This window comes from Megasphaera sp. UBA4233 (assembly GCF_002395615.1).
Taxonomy (GTDB): domain Bacteria; phylum Bacillota; class Negativicutes; order Veillonellales; family Megasphaeraceae; genus Megasphaera; species Megasphaera hexanoica.
On sequence record NZ_DGXL01000020.1, the window covers coordinates 61,771 to 79,415 of the forward strand.

The following is a 17,645-nucleotide window of genomic DNA, read 5'->3' on the forward strand; positions in this document are numbered from 1 at the left end:
TTATGAAGAGATTCCGTTATACGAAGATAAAAGAAATTGTGCAGTCCCGTCCGATTGAAACACAGGAGGAACTGGCCAAAGCCCTTCAGGAAGAAGGCATTGAAGTAACGCAGGCCACGGTATCCCGGGATATCAAAGAGCTGATGCTCATCAAGGTTCCGACCAGTGACGGCCATTACCGCTATGCCCTGAGCCAGGAACAGAACATGCTCATGTCCAAAAACCGCATGGCCCGCCTGTTTCAGGATTCTATCGTCCGTGTCGATTCGGCACTGAACCAGATTGTCATCCATACCATGCCGGGTTCGGCTAATATGGTAGCAGCAGCCATTGACCTGGCAAAGTGGGAAAATGTCATCGGCACGATTGCTGGCGACGATACCATATTGATTATAACCAATAGTACAGAAAGCGTTCCCAAGATTACGAAAGTCATCGTGACGCTTATGAAGGAATGATGGATGATGCTCCAATCACTGCATATCCATAATTTCGCCTTGATTGAAGACCTGCACATCAGTTTTGCCGATGGTGTGACCATCCTGACAGGGGAGACAGGGGCCGGGAAGTCTATTCTTCTCGATGCCATCGGCATGCTCTGTGGCAAACGGGCTTCTGCGTCCTTTGTCCGCCAGGGGACAGACGCATTCCTCGTCGAGGGTGCGTTCTTTTTTTTAGATAAAACAGGTGCCCTGGGTAAGGTGTTAGAGGCGAATCATATTGAATGGGAAGACGGGCAGCTCATTATTTCCCGTAAATTCCACAAAAGCGGCCGCGGGTCTATCCTGGTCAATGGCACACTGGCGCCTACCAGTGTCGTACGGGCGATTTCGGCTTTTCTCCTCGATATCCACGGCCAGTTTGACAATCAGCTCATTTTTGATCCGGCCTATCATGTGACGATTCTCGATTCTTTGACACCGGAATTGAAAAAAGTGCGCCGGGAATATGACAATATGTATTCAAACTGGCGCGATTTGTGCCGGGAAGCGCAGAAGCTGCAGAAAGACGAGGGGGAAAAAGCACGTCTCCTGAGTATCCTCGATTTCCAGATTAAGGAAATCGAAGGGACCCAGCTCAAGGAAAAGGAAGATGAAGAGCTGGAAGAAGCTATCAACAAAGCCTCGCATTCGGAGCATATCAAGGAAACTCTCCGGACGGCTCTCTATGCCTTTGAGGGCGGAGAGCGGCAGAAAGGTATGACAGAACAACTCGATGAAGTCCACCGGAGTCTGGAAAAGGCTTCTGCGTATGAACCGTCCTTTGCCGGACTGGCTGCGCGTGTCGAAACACTTTCGTATGAACTGGAAGATATCCATGATAGTGTAGTCCGTTATGCCGATAGTTTCACCTTTGATGAAAATGCACTGGACCGGATGCAGTCCCGTCTGGCTTCTATTGAAAAATTGAAACGCAAGTATGGGTTTACTATATCCGACATCATGGAATTCCTGAAAAAAGCCAAAGCCGATTTCAGCCGTCTGGACCAGTCGGAAAGTACGCTGGCTGAACTGGAAAAGCAGATACAGCAGGAAAGCCGTGCTCTCCGTCAGAAAGCAGGAGAACTCATGGAACTTCGTACGGCAGCAGACAAGGTGTTCCGGAAGAAAATGGAAGACACCTTGTTCCGCCTGGGCCTCATCAACAGCCGTATTGCCTTTCATCTGGAACCTATGCAGGATATTACAGCGGAAGGGGCAGCCGCAATTGAGCTGTATTTTTCTGCCAATAAAGGAGAAGCCATGCAGCCGCTGGCCAAAATTGCCTCTGGTGGGGAAGTATCCCGTATTGCTCTGGCATTAAAAGCCAATGGCCCTGATTCTGTCGAAGGACGGACGATGATTTTCGATGAAATCGACGTCGGGATCAGCGGCCAGACGGGCCTTCAGGTAGCAGCAGAAATACATAAACTCAGCCGCCGGGGGCAGGTACTCTGTATTACTCATCTGCCACAGACGGCGGCCAGTGCAGACCACCATTACTTCATCTACAAAAAAGAAAAAGATGGGCGGACCGTTACCCAGGTACGGAAACTGAGTGAAGAAGACCATATCCGGGAAATCGCCCGCATGTTTGCCGGTGACGATACGAGTCCTGCCAGTATCACGGCGGCCCGGCAGCTCATCTGTCAGGTACGGGGAAACATATCGGATTGTAAAAAGCAGCCCTTTTAGATATAGGATCATACTATAGTAAATGGGATGACTTACGTATAAATAAGATGTTATGTATACAGGCGTTTGCCTTGACTAAGAAGAATATAAGGTATATTATTTTTATATATTAGCAGGGTGAGGGAGTAAACAATTTCTTGCCGGAACTGCAGTAGGGAGTGTGATAGTATGCTGAAGGTACTCGTAAACGGTGCAGATGGCCGCATGGGTAGCCAGGTAGTAAAAGCCGTGTATGAAGATAAAGATCTGGAACTGGCAGGCGGTGTCAGCATTACACATATCGGGGAAGACCTGGGTGAGATTGCTGGCATTGGCACGCTGCATATGCCTGTCCGTGACAATCTGGGAAAGACGATTGATGACGTAAAGCCCGATGTTGTCGTTGATTTTACATCGCCGCGGGCTATATTTGATAATGCTAAAACGGTCATTGAACATGGTGTTAATATGGTTGTCGGAACGACCGGTCTTACGGCTGAACAGCGGGATGAACTGGGAAAAATGGCCCTGGCTGAAGGGACATGCATTTTTATTGCCCCTAATTTTGGTCTCGGCGCCGTTCTCATGATGAAGATTTCTACGGAAGTAGCCAAATATCTGCCTGACGTAGAAATCATTGAAATGCACCATAACAATAAACTGGATGCACCATCTGGCACATCTATCATGACGGCCAATATGATTGCCGCAGCCCGCAAAGAAGCTGGTATCGAACCGGCTCCGGACAAGACCCATGAAAGCCTTGAAGGTGCCCGTGGTACTAAAGTAGATGGCATTCCCATCCACAGCGTACGCCTGCCCGGATATGTGGCTCATCAGCAGGTACTCTTTGGCGGATATGGTGAATATCTGACCATCCGTCATGACTCAATCGACCGCAAATCGTTTATGCCGGGCGTTATCCTGGCTGTAAAGAAAGTCGGTTCTCATCCGGGCCTGACATTCGGTCTGGAAAATTTCTTATAAAACATGCGGGAACCGGCATAATAGGGGGAATTCAGAATGACAAAGAAACCGGTAGTAGCTATTTTGGGTGCCACAGGTGCCGTAGGACAGGAATTTATCCGTCTCATTGAAGAACGGAACTTTCCATACAGTCAGCTGAAATTGCTGGCTTCGTACCGTTCAGCAGGTAAAAAAATGACCGTAAATGGTCAGGAATATACGATAGAAGAAGCCAGGCCGGAATCTTTTGACGGTGTTGATATCGGCTTGTTTGCTGGTGGTTCCATTAGTAAAGAACTGGGACCGGAAGCGGCAAAACGGGGATGTGTCGTTATTGACAACTCCAGCACCTTCCGTATGGATCCCGAAGTACCTCTTGTCGTGCCGGAAGTCAATCCGGAAGACATTGCCTGGCATAAAAACATTATTGCCAACCCGAACTGCTCGACGATCATCATGCTCATGGCATTGAAACCAATCCATGACCTTTCGCCGATTAAAAAAATCGTGGTCAGCACCTATCAGGCTGTATCCGGAGCTGGCAAGGAAGGTATTGATGAACTCAAAGAAGAAACGGAAGCATATCTTAAAGGGGAAGAAATGCAGCCGAAGATTCTGCCGAGCAAGAGCCTTCCCAAGCACTATCCTATCGCATTCAATCTGATTCCGCAGATTGACAAATTCATGGACAACGATTACACCAAAGAAGAAATGAAAATGGTCAACGAAACCCATAAGATGCTCCACGATGACAGCATTGCCATTACGGCGACGACTGTCCGCGTGCCTGTATTCCGCAGCCATGCCGAATCCATCATGGTCGAAACGGCAGACGAACTGGATGTAGAAGCCGTGCGTAAAGCCATCGACGCTTTCCCCGGTGCACAGGTACAGGATAATCCGGCGGAAATGGAATATCCCATGCCTCTCTATACGTCGGAAAAATATGACTGCTATGTCGGTCGTATCCGCAAAGACCTGTACAATCCGAAAGCAATCAATCTCTGGGTTTCCGGTGACCAGATCCGTAAAGGGGCCGCACTCAATGCCTTACAAATTGCCGAATACATGCTGGCCCATGATATGATTAAGTAACTGACTAACTAGGAGATGAATGTATATGTTAACTTTTCCTAATATTATAACGGCGATGATTACGCCATTTCATGAAGATGGTTCTGTCAATTATGAAGCCTTTGTCAATCTGGCAAAAAAATATGCTGATGAAGGCGCCGGTATCCTCGTAGCTGCGACAACTGGCGAAGGGGCCGTCATGACAGAAGACGAAAAACTGAAACTCTTCAAAATGACGGCTGATGCCCTGAAAGATAAGACACTGGTCATGGGCAATGTAGGAACGAATAATACGGCCCAGTCTATTGCTCTTGCTAAAAAAGCAGAAGAAACGGGCGTTGATGCCATTCTCTGTATCGTACCATATTATAACAAGCCAAATCAGGAAGGCTGTTATGCCCATTTTGCGGCCATTGCTAAAGCGACGAAGCTGCCTATTTTCATCTACAACGTACCTGGCCGTACGGGTGGCAAAATCGAACCGCCGACAGTGTGCAAACTAGCCCACGATTTCCCCAATATCATTGGCCTGAAAGATGCCAGCGGTGACCTTGATTATGCCGGGTATGTAGCAGCCAATGCACCGGAAGGGTTCCATCTCTATAGTGGCGATGACAACCTGACACTGCCTATCGTTGCTGTCGGCGGCGAAGGCGTCGTATCCGTCGCCGCCCATGTCATCGGCAAGGAAATGGATGAAATGATTCAGGCCCATAAAGATGGTGATGTCCAGAAAGCAGCAAAACTGCATCAGAAATACCTGCCGTTCATGAAAGGAATTTTCTGCACCGTAAGCCCCGTTCCCATCAAGACGATGATGAACATGCTCGGCTATCCGGCCGGTCCGTTCCGCCTGCCCCTCGTCGATGCCACACCGGAAGTACGGGCAAAATGCGAACAACTGTTGAAAGACATTGGTAAAATGTAAACTTCCATACAAATGAAAGAGAGACTGTCTCTTGAGCTGACCACCAATTGTTAGACCTAACATCTAACGATTGGGGATCAGTACATCCATGGCAGTCTCTCTTTTTTCTGTCAGGCCATGACTTTAAGAGCGCAATATGGTACAATATTATGTGATTATATGCCCGTTTATACATGTTGCAGAAAGGAATTCATTGTGAATTCATTAGCTATATTAATCCTGACTAAAAACGAAGAAATAAATATTGTCGATGTCGTCCGCAATGCTAAAAAGTGTACAGACGAGGTGGTCGTCATTGATTCAGGCAGTACGGACCGTACGGTAGAACTTGCTAAAGCAGAAGGAGCACATGTCGCCTTCCGTGCCTGGGATGACGATTTTGCCGCACAGCGCAATTTTGCACTGGAACAGACAACAGCGGACTGGGTTCTCTATCTTGATGCAGATGAACGGCTTAACAATGACCTCATTGCCGCTATCCATCAGGTCCTGGAGGATAGTGATATGGGGGCACAATTCGGAATAAAGAGAAATATGGTATTTAATGGATACCATTTTCATCATGGTATTTTTGCACCGGATACTGTATATCGAATGTTTCCACGTACTAAGGTAAAATGGATAAGTAAAGTACATGAACATCCCGAATGCTCGTTAAGTAGAAAAACTTTACAGGGAAATATTGAACATTATACATATAATAGTTGGCATCAATGGTTAATGAAGGCCGATTATTATACAACCATTTGGGCTGAAGAAAAGTATAAACAAGGAAAGAGAGTGACTTTGGGAACTGCTTTTTTACATGCAAGTTTAGGGACTTTGCGTGCTTTACTTATCAAATGTGCTTTTTTAGATGGCTGGATGGGGATTATTTCATGTGTACAACATGGATTTTATACTATGCTGAAATACGTCAAATTATACGAATTACAAATGCAAAATAAAGGAAAGAAAAAATGAATAGAATTTCTATTGTATTTGCATCAGATGATAATTATGCACAACATTTGGCGGTAGCCTGTGCATCAATTTTAAAAAATGCAGCACATCCAGAAAAAATCTGTTTTTATATTTTGAGCGATAATATTTTCCCGGAAAATCAAAATAGAATTGTACAGACTGTTCATGATTTAAAGGGAGGAGTACAGTTTATCTCTGTAAATAGTGATGATATTAAAGGCTTTACGAGTGATCATATTAGTAAAGCTGCATATTTGCGGCTTACTATTGATCAAGTGCTTCCGGAAACGATCACAAAAGTTATTTATTTTGATACAGATTTAGTTGTTCTGGATGATGTGGAAAAGCTATGGAATCTATCCTTAGATGGAAAACCACTTGGTGCAGCCTGTGATTTTGGTATTATGAAATCTAAACGGATGAGACAACAAAAATTTGAGTCTTTAGGATTGCCAGAAGGAACCCCTTATTTTAATTCGGGGGTTCTTGTCATGGATTTGCATCAGTGGCGGCAAAAAAAATATGGGAATTTAGTTATTGATAATGTAACTAAGCATGCTTTTCGTCATCACGATCAAGATGGATTGAATAAAGTGTTTATGAACAATTGGAAAAATATTCCACTTAGATGGAACGTTATTCCACCTGTATTTATGATGTCTTTAAAAGTATTATGTCGCACCTCATTAAGAATAAAGGCTTTGGAGGCAATAAAGAGTCCGGCTGTTTTTCACTGGGCTGGAAGATATAAACCTTGGGAATTTTCTTTGAATGGACCTTTTAATCAGCTCTATTATGATTATTTGCATTGGACCTCTTTTAAAAATAGTCCAATGCCAAAGCCAAGTGCAGATATGCAAGGAAAGTCCATTATGAGACAGAATTTGCGCATGGAATGGGCGGCTCTTTGGCAAAATATATTAGGGTGAAAGAGTGAGGATTAATGGAATTAAATAATTTAGCATTTGTAATTTGGATGAAGAAGGTAGTCGGCCCTATAAATAAAATAAAATTCAACCACTTATGCCTTATCATGTTGACATTGGCAATATGCGTACAGCGTCTTACTATTGCTGTTGGAAATATGTTTTATGCATTTGCTATCATATTTTTTACTATTGACACTTATCGGAGATATCGTTCTGGTGAACATTTGGTTTTATCGAAACAGATTAAAAGATATTTTTTAGTTTATATATTTTTTGCACTGATGATATTGCCATCAGCAATTTTTAGCTTAAATTCTGGATATTCATTTTTTAAATATATTGATTATTTTGTGCTACGGTTCATTGTATTAATCATGTTAATCTTTTTGAAAATTGATAACGAGGCTATCAAGAAGGCATTGTTTTTCTTTATTGCTTTTATGGCTATTGATGGACTTGTAACACTTGCTGAACGGTTCATTACACAGGCGCCCCGGGCACAAGGACTTGGAGATGGTTGGCTTCGCCATGCCAGCATAGTTGCCACCATTTTCCCAGCTAGTATTATTTTATGGATTTCACAGAGAAAATATTTCCTGTCTAAAAACTGGATGTTACTTTGTTCTGTCTGTATTGTCCTAGGGGCAATTGCCAGTGGGACGAGAAGTTCCTGGGTGGGAATTTTATCTGTCATGCCTTTTGTGCTCTATCAAGGTGCGAAATGGAGCCCTAAAAAATGTTTTGCCTTACTGGCGATTCTTATTTGTATTGCTGGTGTAATAGTAATGACTCCTCCATTGCACCAACGTGCAGTTTCCATAGTGAATATAACAACAGACCGATCAAATGGCGACCGTGTTGAGGCTTGGAAGAGCGCGGCAGTCATGGTACAGGATAAACCTGTTATCGGTTATGGAATATTACAAGGCGGAAAGGTCTATCTCCAGAACTATCGAACTGCAGCGGATACGCAGGGACTCGGGCATTTCCATAATATCTATGTCCAGACGGCTGTAGACAGCGGCCTTTTGGGTTTTATTGGTTTAATGACATTCATAGTTTATTCACTATGGATGTTTAGGAGGTGGAATTACCCGTATATCTTAATAGGATTTTGTGCCTGGATTGGTTTTATTATTGTAGGTTTTTTTGATTATACATGGGGAATGTCCGCAGCAGTAAAAACTCTTTGGTTTGTTACAGGTTGCAGTTTACGTCTATATGATGATGCCTGATGCGTTGTCAATGTATCTCCTATAAAATGTTTGATGAGGTATTTATTATTCTGCTTATTTATTTTTGCATAAATGAAATTATTTTAAATGTGGTGTTTACTACAATTGGGAGTAGAATATCATCTTAATGAGTTTAACTGCTTGAAGAGATATACTGAGGGGCTGTTGTTATGACACATAAAAAAATATTTATTGACGGTATTATGCATTTAGGAGATATGATTATGTCTTCTTCTGTTATACCTGTACTAAAAAAAGCATATCCAGATTCGGAAATTGTATATTTGGCGACAGCTAATTTAGCTTATGTAGTCTCTTTTTTTAAAGGAATAGATCAGGTGATTCCCTATACTTATCAAAGCAAAGGTGGGTATATGGATGTATACCGTATGGGTAAAATGCTTCGTAAATATAATTTCGATATAGGGATTTCTCTAGATCCCCGTGAAAGAGTTACCTTAATGAAATGGTTTGCGCATATCCCCATCCGGATTAGTATGGAGCAAGCTTTAGGTTGGAAGCTTGGCTGGGAAAAATGGTTTTATACTTATGATTTATCATTCTCGGATGGTTGGAATTATCGAGAACATAGAATGTCTGAAAGTTTTCAACATTTGATGCGTTTATATATGAATGACTCGGAAATAAAGTTTATTCCCCCTGCTTTTTGTCCTTCCGATGATTCCGATATAAAAAAAGCAATTGAATTATTAAAACCAGCTGGTATAGGCAAGAAAAAAATCGCTTTTTGTGTATCAACAACCGATGAATTTAAAGATTGGCCAGCAGATCGATTTTCTATTATTGCCGATTGGTTAATAGAAAAATATAATAGTGTTATTATCATGACAGGAGTTCCGAAGCATTCTAAAAAAGTATCTGAGGTTATTACTCGTATGGTTCATAAAGATTCATGTATTGATGCTGTAGGAAAAACGTCTTTTTCAGAGCTAATTGCTCTGTTTCGCCATGTTGATTTAGTTCTGACTTTAGATACAGGAACTTCTCATATTGCGGGTGCAGCCGGTTGTCCCGTTGTTACTATTTTTACCCATAATACTCCGGAAATATACAGAGCAGCTGGTAAATATACGGGAGCTGTCAGTGCCAATCTGCCATGTTCTGGAAAACATATATGTATTGGCCCAGGCAAATGTAAAAAAAATGATTGTGTAGAAGCGGTATCTGTGTCTATGGTTCAAAAAGAAATATCTCGTATAATGGAGATGGTATGAGTGAAAACTTTTATCGATGAATTTTTCAATAAAGAAAATTTTCTCGTTACTCAATACGATTACAATTATTTGGAAAACTCTCAGCCAAGTTACCATATTTGTTATAATGTTAATAATCAATATATACATATTATGGGTGTTTCTATTGTGTCTGTCTTAGAGAACAATAAAGAGATGCATTTTACATTCCATATTTTTACTGATGGTTGTGATGAGGAAAATCGCAATAAGGTTAAAATTTTAGCTCAAAAATGGAAATGTAGATGTATTATATATATTTTGAACATGAAACCATTTCAAGATTTTCATATTAAGGTTTCTCGCTTTTCAAGAATTACGTATGCACGCCTGTATATGCCCAAAGTATTAAAGAAAAAAGTAAAGCGGTATATTTATCTTGATGCAGATACGATGTGCATTAAATCTATCCGAGCTTTATCTTCATTAAATATGAATGGGGCGCCAATGGGGGCAGTATCAGAACGAGCTTCGGCAATTAAATATCGGGCTGATTTTTTAAAATTAAAAAGTGAAAAGTATTTTAATGATGGTGTTATGCTTATAGACGTAAATTCATGGGAAAATGCTTCTATAACAGAAAAGGCTTTTTCATATCAGAAAGAACCACGTGAACGTTTTTTAGGGCAAAGCCAGGATGTTTTAAATCTCGTTTTTGATGGTAAAAATTATCAATTACCTGCCTGCTATAATGTATACGATGGTGGTGCATATGATGAAGGTAATAGTGTGATTATTCATTGGACGGGGCGCCGGAAACCATGGCAGATGGTATTGACGGATTTCGATGCTCAGTGGCGTACATATAATGCACTATCCCCTTGGAAAACGATTACTAATATATTGCCTGTCAAAAAGCCTGAGAATTATCATGATTTCCAGCAATGGGGCAGGTATCAGAAAGCTCGTGGTAATATATCGGGATATATCAAGGGAATGTTCTGGTATTCGTGGCTAAGAATTCGTTATAAAATTGGAATCCAATAGTGAATATGTCAATTGTTTTTTAAACTGTATAATATGCTTAATATTATGCGACTGAAGGTGTTGCAATGAAGAGAGCAGGGAGACTAATGAAAATAGCGATTGCCGGGACGGGATATGTGGGGCTTTCCAATAGTATGCTTTTGGCACAGCATAATGAAGTAGTAGCACTGGATATTGTTCCTGAAAAAGTAGATATGTTGAACCAGGGAATATCGCCTATCATCGATGATGATATTTCACGGTTTTTACAGCGCAGTGATATTCATTTCAAGGCGACACTACGCCCTGAAGAGGCTTTTTCCGGAGCTAGTTTTGTCATTATTTCGACGCCAACCAACTATGATCCGGATAAAAATTTCTTTGATACTTCATCGGTTGAAGCCGTCATTGAAGAAGTATTGGATATCAATCCGGAAGCGGTCATGGTCATTAAATCGACAGTTCCTGTCGGATATACGCAGCACATCAAGGAAGTTTACCATACGGATAATATCATGTTTTCTCCGGAATTTTTGCGGGAAGGCAAGGCCCTGTATGACAATCTCCATCCATCCCGTATCGTCGTAGGCGAACGGTCAGAGCGAGCTAAAGTATTTGCCAATTTGCTGGCTGAAGGGGCAGTAAAGAAGGATATACCCATGTTGTTTACTGGCTCCACGGAAGCTGAAGCTATCAAGCTCTTTGCCAATACCTATCTGGCATTACGTGTGGCTTATTTCAATGAACTCGATTCGTATGCTGAAATGAGGGGACTCAGTACGAAAGATATCATTGATGGAGTCTGCCTCGATCCGCGCATCGGAGATTTTTATAATAATCCGTCTTTTGGTTATGGAGGGTATTGCCTGCCAAAAGATACAAAGCAGCTCCTGGCCAATTATCAGGATGTACCACAGAATCTGATTTCTGCTATCGTAGCGGCAAATAGGACGCGGAAAGACCATATTGCCGATATGATTATTGCAAAAAATCCCCGCATCGTCGGCGTCTATCGACTGACCATGAAGAGTCATTCTGATAATTTTAGGGCTTCCGCCATCCAGGGGGTCATGAAGCGTATTAAGGCGAAAGGCATCGAGGTTGTCGTCTATGAACCGACATTGAAAGAGAACGAATTTTTCCATTCCCGTGTCATACGCGATTTGAATGAATTCAAGAAGGTAAGTGACATCATCCTTACAAACCGCTGGTCGGATGAATTGGATGATGTAAAAGATAAAGTATATACAAGGGACTTATTTGCTAGGGATTAATTTAGTCAAGGAGTTTATTACCATGGCAACATATAAACCATTTGATACATCGAAGAAAATATTGATTACAGGTGCTGCCGGTTTTATCGGATTTCATCTGGCAAAGCGCCTGCTCGATTTGGGGACGACTGTATTGGGATTAGATAATCTCAACGATTATTACGATGTCAGTCTGAAAGAAAGCCGTTTGCATATATTAAAAGACTATCCATCTTTTACCTTTATAAAAGGAGACCTGTCTGATGCGAATACGGTGAACGAACAGTTTGAAACGTTCCAGCCAGATATTGTCGTCAATCTGGCTGCCCAGGCCGGAGTACGTTACAGTATCGACCATCCCCGTTCCTATATTGATTCCAATATCATCGGATTTTTTAATGTTCTTGAAGCCTGCCGTCATCACCAGGTCGAGCATTTGTTATTCGCTTCCAGTTCTTCTGTTTATGGTAATCAGCAGAAAACGCCCTTTTCTACAAGCGACAATGTAGACCATCCTATCAGCCTCTATGCAGCAACTAAGAAATCGGATGAACTCATGGCCTATACGTACAGCCACCTCTATGGCATTCCAGCGACGGGACTCCGTTTCTTCACTGTATATGGTCCCTATGGACGGCCGGACATGGCCTATTTCAAATTTGCCAATAAAATCCGGAAAGGCGAACCCATTCAGATTTACAATCATGGCGATATGTACCGGGACTTTACCTATGTTGATGATATCGTAACAGGTATTGAACACATGCTTTGTAATCCGCCTAAGGCCAATGAACTGGGCGATTTGTACAAAGTATATAATATTGGTAACCATAAACCGGAACAACTCATGCATTTTATCGAAGTACTGGAACAAGCACTGGGGCAAACGGCAGAAAAAGAATATCTCCCCATGCAGCCAGGTGATGTATACCAGACCTATGCAGATGTCACAGACCTGCAGAAAGACTTTGATTTTAAACCAGAAACGACAATTGAAGAAGGATTGGGAAAATTTGCTGTTTGGTATAAAAAGTATTATGATATAAACTGATAAATAAAATTTATCTTTTTTGTATACACTAACTCTATGTTTCACAATATATGAGGTGTCATTGTGTTTGAACAATTCTTTCTATCGATGCAACAGGATATCAAATTATTTTTAGTTTTTCCTATTTTATGTGCCATATTCCGAGCCATTTTTATAAAGGTATATTCTCCCTATCCCAGCTTAAAAGGTCGTTGGAAGGTAGTATGGCATTGTTTCCGGTATGGATTCTGGTGGGGTATGGATTTTAATGCCTACGTTTTTTTGCTGCCCCTGGTTCTGGTTTCTATTCCAGGATTGTTCATCACTTCTTACCATGCGTTAGAGAATGATATCTTATTATATGCAGGATTAGTGTATGCACTGGTATTGTATGCTGCCTTTGTGGGGAAAATGATATTTTATAATCATTTTCATGATACATATAATCAGATAGTCCGTTTAGGTGCTAAAGCGGAAAAGCATAATCTTGTGGATGTTTTCTTTCATCAGGATCATGGACTCCTGTTTATACTGGCAGGGATTCCGTACGGGTGGATTGTTAAGTACTGGATAATGAGTTTTTTAGCCTTGCCAAGTATTCCATATCCTGCTTTTACATCTTCTATAGGTATGTATATATTTAATATACTGATATGTGTGGGTATTATCCTTGGATTTTACTGGTTTCGATATGGCGGTACGTTTTGGCATGATAACAAGCCAGAATGGGATACTATACCGAGTATTGTAAAAAAAGATATTTTTTTTGCTAAAGCAACTGTCGATGATTTAGTTGCTTTGGAACAAGTCAAGAAACATAAACTGAATGATGCATATACCCATAGTGATGAAGAAGATTTAGAATCATTAAAAGCTGTATTGCCTGTAGAAGCAAATGATATTGCCTCATATCCTAATCCTGTGTATGCATTCAGACATATTGCAAAGGGCCCGAGAATTAAAAAACCATCCCATATTTTTTTAATCGTTGGCGAAAGTTATTTACAACAGTTATTTGATCCGGCATATGATTCTTTGAACCTGACATCAGGCGGCAAAAGATTAATGAATGATGTCCATACGGCTGTTTTGTCTAATTCTCTTTCATCAGGGATTATTTCCAGACCTTCTATTGTAAGTCTTATGTCGGGGATTTTTGACGCAGGTTTGGAACTCAACGAAAAAGAAACATTTTGGAAGGGAACAGTTCCTACAGCATTTCCTTTGCAGTTAAAGAAATTAGGGTATACTTCTACCTATTGGTATGGTGGAAATGTGACGTATGGTAATTTTAATCAGTTTGCACCAGCTTGTGGTTTTGACAGGGTAATGACAGCTACTGATTTTTGTGGTCCGAAGGCTCCTAAAACGTGGGTAGGAGTCTATGATAATGTATTTTTAGATAAAGCAGCTGAACTGATTCAGCAGACCAATTCCGGGAAGCCTGAATTTCATTTTGTATATACGACATCGTATCATGGACCGTTTAAAATCAATCTGAAAAAGTATGGATATAATACAGAAAGTGTTATGCCTGATGCTCCTGACGATATCAAACATAATAAGAGTTTGCAGGAAAATTTAGGTACGTTCTGGCTTTCTGATCAGGCCATCGGTACTTTTATTGATCGTATGCGTGCTGCCTATCCGGATAGTCTTTTTATTGTTACAGCCGATCATGCTATTAATATGACGCCACTGCAACATACCTCTATTATGAATCGGGATTGTTCCATACGGGAGCAGCATTGTCCGGTTTTCATGGTGTATCATAAAGACTTGGATCAGCATATTTTTGCCGGAAACACTATTGGTGGTCATATGAATATCATGCCTACGGTTATTGAACTGATTGCACCAAAAGGCTTTACATATTATTCTTTATTTTCTTCGCTTACTGAACCTATCGACCATTTAGTTACGCCATATCATTGGCTCAGACCGGATGCATATGGAACTTTTGAAAATGAATTTTATCAGCCATTGGGGAAGCATCATAAAGAAGATGAACTCTGTGAAGGACCGATTCCCTATGTAGATGAATGTATGGCGTGGAAAAATTTGACAGGATATATGGTACGCCATCCGGAACTGTTGCAGAAAAAAGAAGACATTCTTCAGCAATAGAAAGGCAGCTTGGCAGTCTCCTCTCCTATGTGTTCATTTGTCATTAGCAAAGCTCCATCCAATGTAAGTGTATCTATCATATTGGATGGAGCTTTATTGCATGTATCACGCAGGATGCAGCAATGGTTGATGTTTGGTTGTAGAAATGGACGACTTTCCGTATAAATGAGATTGGATAATGAGAAGTGGCGGGAAATTACATTGTCAACTATAAAATGACACATTAAAGTTGACGTATGTAAGGCGAGGGGGTATAATAGAAAATATCATATCAGTCTGATAGAAATATGGAGGGACGTCAGTGTATGGAGTATAGTATTGCAGAGATAACAGAAAAGGTATTAGCTGGTTATCGGTTCAAGCGGGGCGATGATTTACAAGTATTTCTTCAGGCACCTCTTGAAGAATTGCAGCACGGGGCCGGTGTATTGCAGAAGTATTTTTGTGGGAATCATATCGATTTCTGTACGATTATCAACGGCCGCAGCGGTCGTTGTGGAGAAGATTGCAAGTATTGTGCCCAGTCGGCTTGTCATCATACCGATTGTGAGGAATATGGGTTTCTGCCTAAAGAAGAAATCATTGCGAATGCCAAAGCCAATCAGGATGCCGGTGCTAACCGGTTTGCTATTGTGACATCAGGCCGGGCACTGGCAGGTGATGATTTTGAACGGGCCCTTGATGTGTACCGCACGATGAAGAAGACACTTCATATTGGTTTGTGCGCGTCTCATGGCCTGCTTTCGGCTAAGCAGTTGCACCGGCTTCATGAAACTGGTGTTACCAGTTATCACCATAATATCGAGACGTCACGGCGGTTTTTCCCTCAGATTTGCACGACCCATACGTATGATGACCGTATCCGGACAATCCGCCTGGCCCAGAAGGAAGGCTTATGCGTCTGTTCCGGCGGAATCATCGGTATGGGAGAAACGTGGGAAGACCGTCTTGATATGGCCATCAGTCTGGCTGAATTAGGAATCCAGTCTATTCCGATTAATGCATTGATGCCGATTCCGGGAACGCCACTGGAAAACCGGCCCCAGCTGGATGGGAAAGATGTGTTGCGCACGATTGCATTTTTCCGGTTTATCAATCCGGAAGCCAATATCCGTCTGGCGGCAGGAAGAAAATTATTGCCTGAAAACGGTGCTACAGCCCTTTTGAGCGGTGCTTCTGCATCTATCACGGGAAATATGCTTACCACATCAGGAACGACGATTGCCGGGGATATGGTTATGCTCAGACGACTGGGGCTCACGAATGATGAGAGTGCCAGAACGTGTGGAACAAATTGTGCCGCCGGCTGTCATCATTAAACAGGGCATTTACAAAGAAGAGGATTGCAAAAAGGGAAGCATTTCTGCAGGTTTGATATGATGCAGAAATGCTTCCCTTTTACTGTTTTTCTTATTGTTTCTTCCGACGGCGCCGGTTATCTCCGCCTTTATGCAATGTTTTATGGCGTTTTTCTTTCGTGGTCTGATAGGTGCTGGCCGGAAGCTTGTCTTTGTATACTTTCTTTTTCTTTGGTGCCGCGTTTTTTGCTTTGACCCGTATCTGACCATTGGCGGCATATTTGGTAATTGTCGCTTCAATCGTGTGTTCGATACGGCGTACCCAGTTTTCATCGGCAGCGGTAGCAAACATGATGGCCAGTCCTTCACTGCCGGCACGGCCCGTGCGGCCTATGCGATGGATATAGTAATCGACGTCGTGGGGGACATCATAGCTGAAAACGTGAGTAATGCCTTCGATATCGATGCCCCGGGCTGCAATATCGGTTGCGACCAGAATCTGGGTACGGGCTCTGGAAAAATCACGCAATACCTGGCTGCGGCGACCCTGACTCATATCGCCGTGGAGTTCACCGATGTTGAACCCGCGGGCAATGAGTTCTCCCGCCAGCCAGGACGTGCGCTCTTTCGTGTTGCAGAACACAATAGCCAGATAGGGATTCATATCGGCCAGCATCTGGCAGAGAAGATCCAGTTTTTTTTCTTCCTGGACCATGTAAATCCGCTGTTCAATCGTATCCAGAGCAATGGTATCGCCTTCAAGGATATTGAGGACTAACGGATGAGTCATATGCTTTTTAGCCAGACTGCGGATTTTATCGGGGATGGTGGCAGAGAAGAAAAGCAGCTGTCTGTTGGACGGCGTCATGGCAATGAGGGTGTCAATGTCTTCCAGGAATCCCGACTGCAGCATCTGGTCGGCTTCATCGACGATGATCCGCCGTACATGGGATAAATCGAGGGAATTACGGCCACAGTGGTCGAGAAGCCGGCCGGGGGTACCAATGATGACGTGGGGGTGGCGATGGAGCTTCTGGAGCTGATTTTCGATGGTTTTGCCGCCAATCAGGCTGAGCACATCGACAGAAAGCGATGGCGCCAGAGTCAATGCCACGTCGGCAATCTGTTTGGCCAGTTCGCGGGTCGGAGCAACGATCAGGACCTGTTCACGCGATAAATCGGTACGGATCTGCTGCAGGGCTGGCAGTAGAAAAGCCAGCGTTTTGCCTGTACCGGTCTGTGCCTGGGCCAGGACATCCCGTCCTTTGAATATGGCGGGAATAGACTGGGCCTGAACGGCAGTCGGTTCATTGATGCCCTGTGTATGCAATAGATTGGTTAATTCCGGCGTAACGCCGAGTGTCTGGAATGTTTTCATGGGTATACCTTTCTCTATTCAAAAAAAATAATATATGTCTCTTTTACATGTGTTTATTTATTATACCATAAGATTCAACTCTAGGCATTCTT

15 protein-coding genes are annotated in these 17,645 nt (G+C 42.5%); 14 read left to right on the plus strand and 1 reads right to left on the minus strand.

The window, feature by feature from the left end; all coding sequences use genetic code 11:
- Positions 1-2: 2 nt before the first annotated feature.
- The 14 genes from argR to bioB all read left to right on the plus strand — a co-directional run bounded on the left by argR (position 3) and on the right by bioB (position 16,196).
- Positions 3-458 (plus strand): arginine repressor, encoded by a 456-nt coding sequence (gene argR / locus B2U90_RS06360; protein WP_059076013.1) that lies wholly within the window; start codon positions 3-5, stop codon positions 456-458.
- A 3-nt stretch (positions 459-461) separates the two neighbouring features.
- A complete protein-coding gene (recN, locus tag B2U90_RS06365; RefSeq protein ID WP_349678594.1) occupies positions 462-2,174 on the plus strand; it encodes a DNA repair protein RecN in 1,713 nt (570 codons plus the stop codon).
- 168 nt (positions 2,175-2,342) lie between these two features.
- Positions 2,343-3,140: a 4-hydroxy-tetrahydrodipicolinate reductase gene (gene dapB / locus B2U90_RS06370; RefSeq protein WP_075581129.1), complete on the plus strand. Its 798-nt coding sequence runs from the start codon at positions 2,343-2,345 to the stop codon at positions 3,138-3,140.
- A gap of 36 nt (positions 3,141-3,176) precedes the next feature.
- The gene (locus tag B2U90_RS06375; protein ID WP_075581128.1) at positions 3,177-4,214 is read left to right on the plus strand and encodes an aspartate-semialdehyde dehydrogenase; all 1,038 of its coding nucleotides are present in this window, start codon (positions 3,177-3,179) and stop codon (positions 4,212-4,214) included.
- A 25-nt stretch (positions 4,215-4,239) separates the two neighbouring features.
- Positions 4,240-5,121, plus strand: a complete 882-nt coding sequence (gene dapA, locus B2U90_RS06380; protein WP_059076017.1) for a 4-hydroxy-tetrahydrodipicolinate synthase — start codon at positions 4,240-4,242, stop codon at positions 5,119-5,121.
- Between the two features lie 195 nt (positions 5,122-5,316).
- Positions 5,317-6,084 (plus strand): glycosyltransferase family 2 protein, encoded by a 768-nt coding sequence (locus B2U90_RS06385; protein ID WP_292017383.1) that lies wholly within the window; start codon positions 5,317-5,319, stop codon positions 6,082-6,084.
- Positions 6,081-7,013 carry a glycosyltransferase family 8 protein gene (locus tag B2U90_RS06390; RefSeq protein ID WP_292017384.1) on the plus strand — a complete coding sequence of 311 codons (933 nt, stop codon included), beginning with the start codon at positions 6,081-6,083 and terminating at the stop codon, positions 7,011-7,013. The genes B2U90_RS06385 and B2U90_RS06390 overlap by 4 nt, the downstream gene beginning before the upstream one ends.
- A gap of 14 nt (positions 7,014-7,027) precedes the next feature.
- Positions 7,028-8,248, plus strand: coding sequence for an O-antigen ligase family protein (locus B2U90_RS06395; RefSeq protein ID WP_292017385.1), 1,221 nt, complete (start codon positions 7,028-7,030; stop codon positions 8,246-8,248).
- 170 nt (positions 8,249-8,418) lie between these two features.
- Complete coding sequence (locus tag B2U90_RS06400) at positions 8,419-9,483, plus strand: glycosyltransferase family 9 protein (protein WP_113855774.1); 1,065 nt, start codon at positions 8,419-8,421, stop codon at positions 9,481-9,483.
- A complete protein-coding gene (locus B2U90_RS06405; protein ID WP_075581124.1) occupies positions 9,484-10,488 on the plus strand; it encodes a glycosyltransferase family 8 protein in 1,005 nt (334 codons plus the stop codon).
- An 86-nt stretch (positions 10,489-10,574) separates the two neighbouring features.
- Positions 10,575-11,741, plus strand: coding sequence for a nucleotide sugar dehydrogenase (locus B2U90_RS06410; RefSeq protein WP_292017386.1), 1,167 nt, complete (start codon positions 10,575-10,577; stop codon positions 11,739-11,741).
- 22 nt (positions 11,742-11,763) lie between these two features.
- A complete protein-coding gene (locus B2U90_RS06415) occupies positions 11,764-12,771 on the plus strand; it encodes an NAD-dependent epimerase (protein WP_292017387.1) in 1,008 nt (335 codons plus the stop codon).
- 63 nt (positions 12,772-12,834) lie between these two features.
- Positions 12,835-14,877, plus strand: a complete 2,043-nt coding sequence (locus B2U90_RS06420; protein WP_292017388.1) for an LTA synthase family protein — start codon at positions 12,835-12,837, stop codon at positions 14,875-14,877.
- 305 nt (positions 14,878-15,182) lie between these two features.
- Complete coding sequence (bioB, locus tag B2U90_RS06425; protein WP_292017389.1) at positions 15,183-16,196, plus strand: biotin synthase BioB; 1,014 nt, start codon at positions 15,183-15,185, stop codon at positions 16,194-16,196.
- A gap of 91 nt (positions 16,197-16,287) precedes the next feature.
- On the opposite strand, the gene B2U90_RS06430 is transcribed toward bioB, so the two are convergent.
- The gene (locus B2U90_RS06430) at positions 16,288-17,553 is read right to left on the minus strand and encodes a DEAD/DEAH box helicase (RefSeq protein WP_059075869.1); all 1,266 of its coding nucleotides are present in this window, start codon (positions 17,551-17,553) and stop codon (positions 16,288-16,290) included.
- Between the last annotated feature and the right edge of the window lie 92 nt (positions 17,554-17,645).